Source organism: Methanoregula sp. (genome assembly GCF_049518935.1).
GTDB lineage: Archaea > Halobacteriota > Methanomicrobia > Methanomicrobiales > Methanospirillaceae > Methanoregula.
In genome coordinates this window covers 108,150-121,165 of sequence record NZ_JBEKRH010000005.1, presented here as the reverse complement: position 1 = coordinate 121,165, position 13,016 = coordinate 108,150, and the positions used below count along the sequence as shown (strand labels likewise).

Annotated in this window: 10 protein-coding genes; 7 read left to right on the top strand and 3 right to left on the bottom strand. The window is 57.5% G+C overall.

The annotated features are described in order from the left end of the window. Nucleotides 1-426 precede the first annotated feature (426 nt). From ABSE13_RS05710 to ABSE13_RS05690, 5 genes are all read left to right on the top strand, one after another. Nucleotides 427-699, top strand: coding sequence for an AbrB/MazE/SpoVT family DNA-binding domain-containing protein (locus ABSE13_RS05710; RefSeq protein WP_424027539.1), 273 nt, complete (start codon nt 427-429; stop codon nt 697-699). Between the two features lie 20 nt (nt 700-719). Continuing rightward, a complete protein-coding gene (locus ABSE13_RS05705; RefSeq protein ID WP_424027538.1) occupies nt 720-2,108 on the top strand; it encodes an NAD(P)H-dependent oxidoreductase in 1,389 nt (462 codons plus the stop codon). Nucleotides 2,109-2,121: 13 nt separating this feature from the next. After that, nucleotides 2,122-2,697: a DUF3159 domain-containing protein gene (locus ABSE13_RS05700; protein WP_424027537.1), complete on the top strand. Its 576-nt coding sequence runs from the start codon at nt 2,122-2,124 to the stop codon at nt 2,695-2,697. A 99-nt stretch (nt 2,698-2,796) separates the two neighbouring features. Continuing rightward, a complete protein-coding gene (locus tag ABSE13_RS05695) occupies nt 2,797-3,084 on the top strand; it encodes a M13-type metalloendopeptidase (protein ID WP_424027543.1) in 288 nt (95 codons plus the stop codon). Nucleotides 3,085-3,342: 258 nt separating this feature from the next. Further along, nucleotides 3,343-5,655: a cation:dicarboxylate symporter family transporter gene (locus tag ABSE13_RS05690; protein ID WP_424027536.1), complete on the top strand. Its 2,313-nt coding sequence runs from the start codon at nt 3,343-3,345 to the stop codon at nt 5,653-5,655. Nucleotides 5,656-5,958: 303 nt separating this feature from the next. On the opposite strand, the gene ABSE13_RS05685 is transcribed toward ABSE13_RS05690, so the two are convergent. From ABSE13_RS05685 to ABSE13_RS05675, 3 genes are all read right to left on the bottom strand, one after another. Then, entirely contained in the window at nt 5,959-9,117 is a 3,159-nt protein-coding gene (locus ABSE13_RS05685) for a carboxylesterase family protein (protein ID WP_424027535.1), read from the bottom strand. 350 nt (nt 9,118-9,467) lie between these two features. Beyond that, nucleotides 9,468-10,793: an MFS transporter gene (locus ABSE13_RS05680; protein WP_424027542.1), complete on the bottom strand. Its 1,326-nt coding sequence runs from the start codon at nt 10,791-10,793 to the stop codon at nt 9,468-9,470. Nucleotides 10,794-10,945: 152 nt separating this feature from the next. Continuing rightward, on the bottom strand, nt 10,946-11,578 hold the full coding sequence (locus ABSE13_RS05675) for a LysE family translocator (RefSeq protein WP_424027534.1): 633 nt from the start codon (nt 11,576-11,578) through the stop codon (nt 10,946-10,948). 314 nt (nt 11,579-11,892) lie between these two features. Between ABSE13_RS05675 and ABSE13_RS05670 the strand changes: the two genes are divergently transcribed. Then, complete coding sequence (locus tag ABSE13_RS05670) at nt 11,893-12,120, top strand: KTSC domain-containing protein (RefSeq protein WP_424027533.1); 228 nt, start codon at nt 11,893-11,895, stop codon at nt 12,118-12,120. A gap of 92 nt (nt 12,121-12,212) precedes the next feature. Then, a complete protein-coding gene (locus ABSE13_RS05665) occupies nt 12,213-13,004 on the top strand; it encodes a DUF6544 family protein (protein WP_424027532.1) in 792 nt (263 codons plus the stop codon). The last annotated feature ends 12 nt before the right edge of the window (nt 13,005-13,016 follow it).

Genomic DNA, 13,016 nt, shown 5'->3' with positions numbered 1-13,016 from the left:
GGAAAACCTTCATAGGAATGGAAGATAATGATCTCATGCCTACGGGCAGGATGCGGGCCATCTGACTTGTACGGTAGGTGGACCCGTCCTCTTCTTCTGTGGAACAACCTCCGGCTGTCCACAATGAGCGATTTATACTGGGTGCATTTATTCTTTCTAACGCATTCCTCTACATATCAGGTATCAGAAAAACAAATGAAAAATTACTGAGCGAAAAAGTGCAAATAGAATTACCAGAATCAGCTGAATTTTGCGATTACCGTTGGTTACCAAACGCCATGCGATCGCCCGGTGTTTGCTGCCCTCGCAAGTACTAATATGAGGCCCGTCCGGTCCCGGCACCGGCTCCCGGCTGCCCTTGTGAGAACAACCTGGTCTCCAAAACAAAAAATGATAAATACAATTAATCGCACAAATATGATAAGTATGAAAAGTAAGAATTGCGGAACGGAAGATCTGGTGGACGAGCTGATCGCACCTCGGAAGGAGAAGACAAAACACCTCTTCGGCAGCGTGAAGGTGGGCGAACGCGGGCAGATCGTCATCCCCAAGGAAGCCCGGGAGATCTTCGGCATAAAACAGGGGGACATCCTGCTGGTGCTGGGCGATGTGGAACGCGGCATAGCGCTCGTGAAAGCTGATGCCCTCCAGGAGTTCGCCCGGCAGATCCTTGACAGTGCCAGCAGGCCGGATGAATAAGCACGGACGGGGAGATCATCATGAAAATTGTTGTACTGAACGGCAGCCCGAAGGGTGAGATCAGTGTCACGATGCAGTATGTTGCGTACATCCGGAAAAAATTCCCGGGACATACGTATGAAATTTTCAACGTGGCACAGGATATACGAAAGATCGAGAAGGATACTGCAGTCTGGAATACCATTGTCGGCAGCATCCGGTCCGCAGACCTTGTCCTCTGGGCATTTCCACTCTATTACCTGGTTGTCTGTTCCCAGTACAAGCGGTTTATCGAACTTATCTTCGAGCGGAAGGCACAGGATGTATTTGCCGGCACCTATGCAGCATCGCTCTCCACATCGATCCATTTCTTCGACCAGACCGCCCATGCCTACATCCATGCAGTCAGCGACGATCTCGGGATGAAGTACCTCGGGTTTTATTCCGCGGAAATGAAGGACCTCTTATCTGAAGTGGAACAAAAGCGCCTGGAAACATTCGCATCGCTCCTCTTCACCGCAGTACAGGAAACGTGCCCGGTCCAGCGGGAGAACGCCCCGCTCGTATGGCCGAACTATACCTATGTCCCGGGCACAGAACACGAACCTCTTGATACCGGTACAAAAAAGGTTGTCATTCTCACGGATGCCGATGGCAATTCACCAAATCTTGCGGCTATGACTGACCGGCTCCTCAAAATTTTTCCCGGTCCCGTGGAGATGATCAATCTCCATGACGTGAATATCAGGGGAGGATGCCTCGGGTGCTGCCAGTGCGGCTATAACAATACCTGTGTCTATAACGACGGGTACACTGACTTTTTCAAAAACAGACTGGTGCCTGCGGATATCATTATCATGGCAGGTTCGGTGCACGACCGGTACCTCTCATCGACATGGAAGCAGTTCTTCGACCGGAGTTTCTTCAATGGCCATACCCCGGGTCTCGGGGGCAAACAGATTGGCTTTGTGATCGCAGGCCCCCTCCACCAGATCCCTTCCCTGAAGGAAACACTCGTGGCATGGGCAGACAACGGCGGGTGTCATGCACAGTTCGTTACCGACGAGGTCACGGATTCCGGCGAGCTTGATGCCCTGCTCGATGCCCTGGCAGTGCGTCTCGTACACTGTGCAGAAGCAGGGTACATCCCCCCGCGGACCTTCTATGCAATCGGCGGCCACAAGATCTTCCGGGATAACATCTACGCGGGAATGAGGTTCGTGTTCCAGGCGGACTACCGGTATTATCAGGAACACGGGATGTTCGATTTCCCACAGGCTGACCTGAAGACCCGGCTGTTGAACGCGATTCTCATCCCGTTAACAAAGATACCCGGTTTCCGGAAAAAAGTGTTTGCCGATATGAAACACCATATGATCGAGCCCTTCGGACCGGTGCTCAGGAACGCCTGCCCGGAAACACCTGATTAGTCCGGGAGAAAAAATGAAAAACGCGGGCATCCTTCTGGGCTTTCTCCCCCTGATCGTCTATGGTGTACTTGCGGGAAGTTCCGCATCGGGCGTGGTTTTCGCACTCGGCGCTGCACTGGCCGTCACCGTAATTACCGGCTTTTCCGATCTCAGGAAAGGCCGGATCCTGACCTGGGCAACCTTCCTGCTGTTCGGCGCCCTGCTCATTGCTCTCGGGGTCCTTGGCATGACCGGGATACTTCCGATCATGGGAATGCTGATTTATGCAGCATTCGCAGCTGTTACCTTCGGATCAATCCTTGCAAAGATCCCCTTCACCCTGCAGTATGCACGTGAGATGGTTGACCGGACGCTCTGGGAAAACCCGGTTTTTATCCGGGTAAACGTCCTGATGACCGGGGTCTGGGGCGGCATCTTTGTGATCAATCTCACGTTGAATTATCTTACGTTCGCATACCCGCACACTGCCGGGGGGATTGCCCCGCCGCTCACGTATCTTGTCCTGATTGCCGGCATCATCTTTACGATATGGTACCCGGGGCATATTCAGAAAAAGCATGCTCCCGCATCAGAGCAAAGGGGAATATAAGAGCCGGGCCATCCCGGGATATTTCCCGGCTGCTGAGTTCCCGGTAACGATCGCACAGGGAGAACGACGTTCCGCGATCCTATAAACTGAAGCCTCCTCATCCGAATCGCAGCCAGGCCAAACGCCACGCCCTCGACGGCACCCGGCTGCCCCCCTCGCAAGTGCAGTGCTGAGGCCCGTCCTCCCGGCACCGGACCCCGGGCCTGGCAGGGGAGTTACCGGGACGACACGACCCGCACGCTGGTGTACACCGATCCCCACAGCATCCTGAAATACCGGGTGAACGGCCCCCTCTTCAATGTCCCGGAGTTCTATGATGCGTTCCCGGAGATCCAGCCCGGCGATGCCCAGTACCGGAACGTGAGCATGCGTCCGGTCATCTGGTAACTTTTTTCGGCGGGTGAGGGAACCGGCCTGCCTGCATACGGACCGGTTCCCCCCGGGCGGCCAATCCCCCCGGGAACTGTTAAATAATGACGAGAGTAATATTCGCTTACGCCTGAAGCCCGGCCGTAACAGACGCCCGGTATGGTCATGGATTCACGGTTACGGCACACCGGTTTCCCCGGCGCCTGCCCGCGCGGGTTCCGGGATCCCGCCCGCTCGTGCATACCCTGGCCTTGGTCACGGAGAAGAGACAACATCATGAGACTGCCCCGCTGGAACCTCACCATCTGGATACTGCTCGGTTTCATCCTCGGGATCGCCACCGGGCTCTTCTTCGGCGACCTCACTTCGGTGATGCAACCCGTCAGCGATGCGTTCATCAAGATCTGGCAGATCACGATCCTGCCAACCGTCGCCATCTCCCTCATTGTCGGTATCGGGAGCCTGAAGCGGGACACCGCAAAGGCGATCGCACTCAAGGCGTTCCTGGTCCTCCTCCTGATCTGGGCAATCTGCGTGATTGGGTATTTCTCGTTCCAGCTGGCGTTTCCCCCCCGGGTGCAGGCCTCGTTCTTCAGCACCCAGTTCCTGGCCCCGGTAACCGATATCAACTTCATCGACATGTTCATACCGTCAAACCCGTTCCTCTCCCTCTCGGATGGGATCATCCCTGCCACCGTCCTCTTCTGCCTCTTCCTGGGCTTTGCCCTGATGCTGGATGACGGGAGCGGGCCGATCGTGAGCATCCTGCGGACCCTGCTGCGTGCCCTCGAACGGATGACACACATCATCTCCCTGACATTCCCGGTCGGCATCTTCGTCATCACGGCGGTCACGGCCGGGACCCTTACCTTCGAAAATTTCCTGGACCTCCAGGTCTTCATCATCACCCTCGCGGCTGCCGCGGTCCTGCTCGGCCTCGTTGTCATGCCCCTGCTGGTCACCTGTTTCACCACGTTCCGGTACCGGGACATCCTTGACGCCTCCTCGCGGGCGATGCTCCTCGCGTTCTCGACCGGCACCGAATTCATCACCCTGCCGCTGATCTCCGATGGGGTGGAGAAGCTCTTCCAGGGCCGGGCCAGCGAGACCGGCAACGGGAGCATGGAAGACGAGGACGGGGACCGGGATCCCGGTACACCCGGCGGGACCGGTACTGGCCCGGCCGGAGATCCCAAAGGAGACCCGGCCCCGGGCACGGACCGGGGGAATGTACGGTCGCTCAGCGAGATCATGGTACCCGTGGCCTACACCTTCCCGCTCCTTGGCGGGCTCGTCCCCTTCCTCTTCATCCTCTTCGTGGCCTGGATGTACAAGAACCCGCTCGGTCTCATCGGGCAGCTCAGGCTCATCGCGATCGGTATCCCCAGCTTCTTCGGCTCATCGAAACTTTCGGTGATCTCTCTCTTGAACCTGATGCACCTCCCGGCGGACGCGAATAACCTGTACGTCAGTTCGGGGATCCTCAGGCAGGCCTTCGTAGCCCCCTTGAGCGTCATCTCGATCTTCTCGCTCTCCACCATCACGATCGCCCTCACCACGAACCGGGCCCGGTTCCGGTGGAAGAGGGCGGTCATGTCCGCCATCGGTGTCGTCCTGCTCGCCGCCATCATGATCGCCGGGCTGCACGCGGGCTTCGCGTACCTGCTGGCCGGTACCTATCACGGGAGCGACCGGATCTCGCAGATCGAGCTGCCCCTGGATCCGGCGGGGAACCGGCTGGACAGTGTCGTGAACACGACCGTCTACCTGAACAGGGAGGATGTCCCGGCCGTTGTTCCCCCGCCCCCCGTCGGGAGGGACGAGATCCGGCAGATCCGCGATCGGGGCGTGCTCCGCGTCGGGTACAACAGCAACAATGTCCCCTTCGCGTTCTTCAATGGCAAGGGCGAACTGGTCGGATACGACGTGGAGATGGCTTATGACCTGGCCCGGACCCTGAATGTCTCCCGGATCGCGTTCGTTCCCATCACGGGGACCAACCTTGCCGAGTCGCTCGACAGCGGCTACTGCGACATCGCCATGTCTGCAGTCGTGGTGACCGCAGACCGGCTCGACCAGATGAAATTCACCGACCCGACTGTCACCGTACACCTGGCGTTCGTGGTTCCGGACGGGAATAAGGATAAGTTCACGCAGCTGGATGACGTGCAGAAGATGGACGGCCTCCGGGTTGCCGTCTACAACAACACGGCGCTTGTCGGTGTAGCCCACCAGCTCCTTCCCCGGGCAACCATTGTCCCGATCGACTCAAAGGAGGAGTTCTTCGTGGGCGGGAAGGCCGATGCCCTGATGATCCCCGCCGAGGAAGGGTATACCCTGACCCTGCAGTACCCGCTCTTCGACGTGGCTATCATCCAGCCCAGTGACTCCTACCAGATGATGTACGCGTACCCGGTGGCGAAGGAGAGCAGCGACTCCTGGCTCCTCGCGCTCGATTACTGGCTACGGACGGAGAATGACTACGGGCTGCTCCAGAAGAAGTACGATTACTGGGTGCTTGGAGAGATCCCGTCTGCAACAGAACCCCGCTGGTCCGTGGTCCGGGACGTGCTGCACTGGGTGGCCTGATTTTCCCGGGTCCCGCCGGGACGTGACAGTCGGGACGCTGCCATATAAAATGGACCGTACCTGCGGAAGCGTATATCAGGTCCCGGCTCCGGAGCGGATCTGTGACGGAAGCGGCCTGTTCATTTTCGGGGTGTGTGTCAGGAAGCCGGCTCCTCATCCCCACCGGCTGCACCCCCGCCACCACGCTCAGTAGCATTCACCGCCGTCCGGCGTTCCAGTGTGCCCGATGCGCGAGACATTCCCGGCATCGATCCCCCTCTCACGCGTACCCGGACAGAATGTAGCGGTGGGCCGGTCCGGCTTTTAGTTTATTCTCTGTATCCTCCCGTCAGCCGTCACGTTCACCGGTTGCGGCAATGACCCCACGTAGGAAACAAGGGCATCGACATCAACCGGCCCGTAGGTCATGTTCTGTCCTCCCTCAAAGGTCGTGTACCCGTTACCACCCATAGCAAGGTATCCGACCGTGGAAACGGTGTAGTTCGTGTCCGGGTTTAAGGGGACACCGTGTATCGTCACCGCAGTCACTTTGCTGCCTGCAGGTTTTGCTGCATCATAGGTATATGCAAGCCCCGAGACAATGAGATTGTCCGGGGGGAGCGGCTCCTGCCACTGCTGTTCAAGGGCATTCCGGATCTGAACACCTGACAGGGTCATTGACAGGACCGTCCCGGCAGCCGGTTGGACCGCATACAAGTCGTTCCAGCTGATGTTACCCCCCGGCAGGTCTGCAAAAATGTCACCGGACGTATCAAATCCCACATCGGTCTTCATCGCGGCCCGCTCCCCGTCTGCAACCAAGTCCCCCATCGCCGACTCCCCGGCACTGTTCTCGCCCCGGGTAATATTCCCGGCAGCAACGCCGATCGTCTGGTCCTCGACCGGGGCAACGGCCCCCTGGGCCGCTGCAAGAAGCGCCGTGGCAGCGGGGTCCGGGCTGGTACCGGGGGGCTGGTCTGCATAGGCCGGGATAATCTGTGCGGATTTCCCCACGATCTCCCCGCTGCCCGTATCGATGGTGAGATCGATATCGGCGTACCCCCGGCTGTACATATACGCCTGCGTGACGAGTACGGGTTTTCCGCCGGAATTGTTCAGGAAGGCATTGGTGAACTCATGGGTATGGGCGGACAGTACCACGTCAACCGCCGGGTCGAGCCGGGGAATAATTTCGGTCACCCGCCCGGTTACGTTCCCGCCCGCCTGCGTGGGGCCCTCATAGGGAACCTGGTTTCCTCCTTCGTGGAGGAGGACCACGATCGCGTGCACACCCTTATTCCGGATCTCCGGGATATACCGGTTTATGGAATCGGCTTCGTCAAGGAAGGTCACACCTTCGACATTGGCAGCATTCGTGAGCTCAGGCGTGGTCATCGTATCTGCACCAATGAACGCGATCGTCACCCCGCTCACATTGCGCAGGGTATAGGGTGGAAGGATGGGAGTATTGTTGGCGGTCCAGACCACGTTTGCGCAGACATAGTCGAATCTCGCGCCGGGGTACGGGTCAGCGAGGTGGGTGATATTCGTCGACCCGTCCCCCCCGTTAATCTTTCTCATCAGTTCCGGAATCCCGTTATTGAACTCCTGGTTACCCAGCGTTGCAACCATATTACAGGAATCATCCGGGGAATGCGATCCGACGGTACAGTACTGGTTTGCAAAGCTGTTGAAGAACAGCATGGACGGCTCGTCAAGGAGCAGCCCGGATACGGGAGGCGATGACCCGACCACATCCCCGGGCAGGGCAATGATGGTGCCATCCGCATTCCCGGACGCCATCGCTGATTTGATATAGGAAGCCAGTACCGGCGCCCCCCCGACAGGGCGCTCGTTCAGGGTCTGTCCCGGGGACATGTGCCCATGGAAATCGTTTATCGCGAGAATTTTTACATGAACGGTTGCGTTTGTATGCGGTGCCTGGACAGGCCCGCTCTTCACCGTCGGGGTCTCATTGATATCGAGATACCGGCCATCTTCCCAAGTATAGGCCGGCCAGGTCACATTCATCCCACCATTCGGGTCGCCCGTCTTCGCGAACCGGGTCCAGAGATCCACGAGGTTATCGGCAACCGCCGGATCCGGTCTTATTCCCGGGACTCCGAATAACATGAGGGTCTCACTGCCATGGAATGCCCCCAGGTTCAGCCCGGGCAGGACATAGCTGTACCGGTACAAGTACGTGTTCCGGTTCAGGTCACCCATGGAACCTGCTGCAAACTTCACTGAGTCTGAAAAGTCGTAGTTGGTCATGATCTGTGCCAGGCGGAGCTGGACTTCGGCGGTCGAATTGGCGGGATACGCTGTGAGAACGGAATCTGCATCCTTCCCGAACCGGTCCCTGATGAATGTCACGTACTCCGGCACGGTCATGTTCGCATTCGCAGAGAGTGTTGTCCCGTCGTTGGCATTGTTCCCGATCATCAGGGGGACCGGGTTCTCGCGGTGGCTGAGATACAGGTTGTCCAGAGTATCGGGGAGGATCCACCCGTCGATCGTTGGCTCGAACTCGACGGTGTGGGTACTCCAGAACGAGGATGGTGATGAGGGAGTTGCGTTGATCAGGGCTTCGGGACTGAGCTTCCGCATCTGCATAATGGCATCCGGGCCGGAGCACCCGAGGCTTTCTGCGTACTGTACCCCGAACTGTTCCGCATCGGCCTTCGAGTGGGTGGCATTGATGATTGCCCCGTGCGCCCAGAAGGGGCCGCTCTCGACAATTCCCTGCCGGAAAAGTCCCGTGCTTGTCGGGCTGGCAACGTGAATGAGGACACTCTCCGCTCCCGCCGACTGGCCGAAGATGGTCACCCGGGACGGGTCGCCGCCGAATGCCCCTATGTTGCGCTGGACCCATTGCAGGGCCGCCTGCTGGTCGAGAATCCCATAATTGCCGGAGGCGTTATGCGCGGACTCGTTGTCCAGCTGGGGATGGGCAAGGAACCCGAGGGCGCCAAGCCGGTAGTTCGGTGTGACGATGATGACGCCTTTCTGTGCAAGGGTGGTCCCGTTATACAGCGGCATGGAGCCGGCCACATCGCCGAATCCCCCGCCATAGAAAAAGACCATGACCGGCAGTTTCTCGTCAGCACTCTGTGCCGGGGTCCAGACATTGAGGTACAGGCAGTCCTCGCTCATGTTCAGCGGAGGCGTTCCCGGTGAAGGGACATTATCCGGAACGACCCGCTGAGGACAGGTAGCTCCGTACTGTTTCGTTTCCTTGATACCGTCCCATGGTTGCACTGGTGCGGGAGGTCTCCACCGCAGCTCGCCTGTCGGAGGAGCCGCAAACGGGATGCCGTGATAGACCCGGAGGCCGTTCTGGTTTATTCCTGAGACATACCCGGCTTCCGTCTTCACAATGCCGGATGCCGGTTCATTCTGGGTACATCCTGCAAGAAAAGAAGATCCGATGAGGACCAGGCAGATTACCAGAACACAACTTGTCAACTTACACGTTTGCATGCGATTGCACTCCCCTTGTTTTCTGATTGGGAGAGCCGGGTATTCGCAGAATGGAGACCGACCCTGCGGATCCCACCGCTCCCCGGCACCCGGAAATAAACCAGAGATTTTTTGTGAATATTACGCTGCGACACATTAACGCTTTGTATCTGTCGGTAACCGATAACTTCTCTCCCCCGAAGAATTTCTGAGATTTCTCTCATGCTTCCACAGCCCTCCCCACCGGCTCGTGCCAAACGCCCCGCAATCGCCGGCCCCCGGTTGCGCCGCCGCGAGTACGAGGCCAGAGCCCCCGGGCCGGAATCCGGACGAACGGTTCTGTATCACCCCCTCAGAGGGTATGCAATCTCCTATTCCCCACTCATCCGTGCACCTGAATCATTCCGGACCAGCAGGGCTGCACAAATAATGATGGCAATCCCCAGCAAGAGAAATAACACGGTCATACCGGGGCTGCCGATATTCCCTCCTGCCAGGCCAAGGAGAATCGGCCCGGCAAAGGATCCGACCGAAGCGATGGCGTTGACAAGAGCCACGCCGGAAGCCCGGAGGCCGGGGGAAAATGTTTCCAGAGTCAGGACAAAGAACGGGGCATAAGCGGCGTAAGAGGATGCGATCGCACCTGACAGGAGAATAAATCCAACAAGGGGACTGTGGGCAACCGACAGCAGGATTAAGAAGATCGCCGCCACCGCGAGGGGAGCTGCCACATGCCACCGGCGCTCGCCCAGCCGGTCGGAGTGGCGTGACCAGGCATACATCACCCCGGCAGAAAGAGCATACGGGATCATCACCAGCAGCCCCGTATCCGTAATCGAACGGGAGAGCCCGGACGTATTCACGATCTGGGGGATCCAGAAAAGGAGGCTCGTAAGGAAAAGGCCGACGAGAAATCCGCAGAGGCACAACAGCAGGATCCCGGGGGTAGTAACGAGCTGCCGGAACGGGATGGCCAGCGGGGTCTCTGCCTGCACGCGTGTCTCGTCAAGCCGGGACACGAGCCATGATCGTTCGCGCCCGCCGAGCCAGGCCGCATCTTTCGGGGAATCCTGCAGGTACACGAGGATCGCGCCGCCAAAGATAACCGCCGGGATTCCTTCGAGCACAAACAGCCAGCGCCATGAAGCAAGGCCGGACCATGCCGCATGGGAAAGGATGAAGGTGGATACCGGTGAGGCGATCACCATCGCAAGGGGGATTGCGATAAAGAAAACGGAGAGCGCCTGTGAGATCCGGTTCTTCCGGAACCAGAACGTGAGGTACAGCATGATGCCGGGAGTGAATCCTGCCTCGGCTGCCCCGAGCAGGAAGCGGAGGATCGCGAGCTGGACCGGCGTCTGGACGAACGCGATCAGGATCGTAATGATCCCCCAGCTTACCATGATCCGGGTGAGCCAGATCCGGGCCCCGGTCCTGACGAGAAACTGGTTGCTGGGCACTTCGAAGATCACATAACTGATAAAGAATATGCCAGAGAGAAACCCGAAGAAGGCGGGGTCGATGCCGAGATCCGCGTTCATGGTCAGCGCAGCATAACCGATATTGACCCGGTCAAGGATGGCGATTACCAACAGGATGACGACGAACGGGATGATACGCCACCAGACCTTCCGGTCGATTGCGGCCTCGTCAATATCTCCGCCGGGGGGTGTTTCTTTGTACCGGTCGTTGCTCATGGTCAGCACAGGGTTTTATCTCCGGGATTGTTCTCTCCGGAAATTACGGAGGTGTGGCAGAAGGAAATACGTGTTCCCGTTTTTCGAAAACGATCATTGGTGTTCTTCTGTTTTATCCTCAACCTAAAAATCTCCTGCCCTTTGAATCCGGTTCAGTGATGGATCAGCAGGACACCGATGCCGAGCCCGATGAACAGGATGCAGGTGAAATACTCAAAACCCCGCTGGATTTTTGCATTGTCCCTGAATGTATCGGTGATGGATGATGCACTGATGGCTACGAACATGCACCAGATCGTGCCGGTGCAGAGAAAAATGCACCCGAGAAAGAGAAAGGAGATCCATCCGAGGTTCGAGACGGGATCGATGAACTGGGGCAGGAATGCGAGGAAGAAGAGCGCCACTTTCGGGTTCAGCAGGTTCGTGAGCACCCCCTGCCGGTAGATCTGCCATTTCGCTTCGTGCGTATCACCGAACGTGAAGGCCGGCCCGGTATTGTGCCGGCCGGCGACCGTCATGATGCCGAGGTAGATCAGGTAGAGGCCACCGGCGAGGCAGATCGCCGTGAACGTGAACGGCGAGAGTGCCAGGACCGCATAGAGCCAGATGGAGGCGGCAAGGATGTGGATGATACAGCCGGAACCGACCCCGAGCACGGAAACGATGCCGGCCATCCTCCCCTGTGCAACGCTGCGGCCGAGAATGTACAGCGTATCCTGGCCGGGGACCAGGTTCAGTGCGATCCCGGCGAGGAGAAATATCCCTAAATCCTGTGTCCCGAACATGATCCGGCCTCTGTGGATGAAGGAATTGTACTGTCTTGCACAGGGAATAATATGCGTCCTGTATTTTTTCAGTTCCCGCGCATACACCGTACGGAATAGTTACCTTCGAAGGATCGTGATCACGTCTTCCCGGGCTCCCCCTCCCTTCGGGGGAGTAACCTCACGCGAAAACACACCCCGGTAACCGGCCGCTGCAGTGGACAGACACTATTCAGCTGGTGTGTCCAGGCACTCCGGGAATACGAAAGATCCTGCAGCGCCGGCCATCATGATTTTTATAAAAACCATTAACCCTCCGGCACACGTGTAAGAAAGTGGTGATAATCGTGGAAAGACTGCCCGTTAAATCCCGTATTCTGCGCTCTGTGGGATATGATGAGAGTACAAAAATTCTGGAGATAGAATTTCACTCAGGACTTGTTTACCAGTATTCGGGAGTCATTCCAAAAGTCTACGCGGATCTCATGCATTCAGATGAGATCGGAAAATACTTTTCCGAAAAGATCCGGCCCCGTTTCCAGACAAAACAGGTAGTTAAATAAATCACTCCTGCTCCCGGTCTCCTGCTTTCCCGGAAGTCCGGCAGACCGCCCGGAAACCTCATTAATCCGTCCCGTTCCATATTCACTCAGGAATGTTCCCCTCACTCTCCCGCTTCCGGGGTCTCTACACATCAGAAGTACAGAAACGACTGAAGCCGGGTACCGCGGATTCTGTTGTAACTGAAGAAGATCTTGCCTATCTTCCCGGGCCTGTCCGGAATTACCTGCATTTTACCGGTGCGGTCGGAAAACCAAAAATCGGTAATTTCCGGGCTGAAGGTACCGGCAGCTTCCGGCGGTCTCCGGGGAGCAGCTGGATGAGGATCTCCACCTGGCAGTACAGTTTCTTTGATGATCCCGCACGGCTGTATTATATAAAATCCTCGCTGTTCGGGATCCCGTTTGACGGCCTGCATACATATACCGGCGATCGTGCTACCATGAAGATCAATGTGGCATATTTTTTCCCGGTGGTTGATGCAGGCGGTGAAAAGATGATCATGAGCGAGACGGTGACGTTCTTCAACGACATGTGCGTGCTTGCTCCCGCCACGCTGATTGATGAGAATATTCTCTGGGAAACGGTGGACCCGCTATCAGTCTGGGCCCGGTTTACCCGCAACGGGATTACCGTCTCGGCTATGCTGTATTTCGGGGAAAACGGCGAACTGGTCCGGTTTGTCTCGGATGACCGCTATATGACGGCAGACGGGAAGACCTATGCCCGGTACCAGTGGTCGACGCAGGTATCGGAATACCGGGATTTCAATGGACGCAAGGTACCGGTAAATGGGGAGGCGAGCTGGCAATTGCCGGCAGGATCCTTTACTTACGCCCGTTTCTCGTTAAAAGACATTGAGTATAACGGTTCGGAATTCCGGTAAATTTCCTCCCCC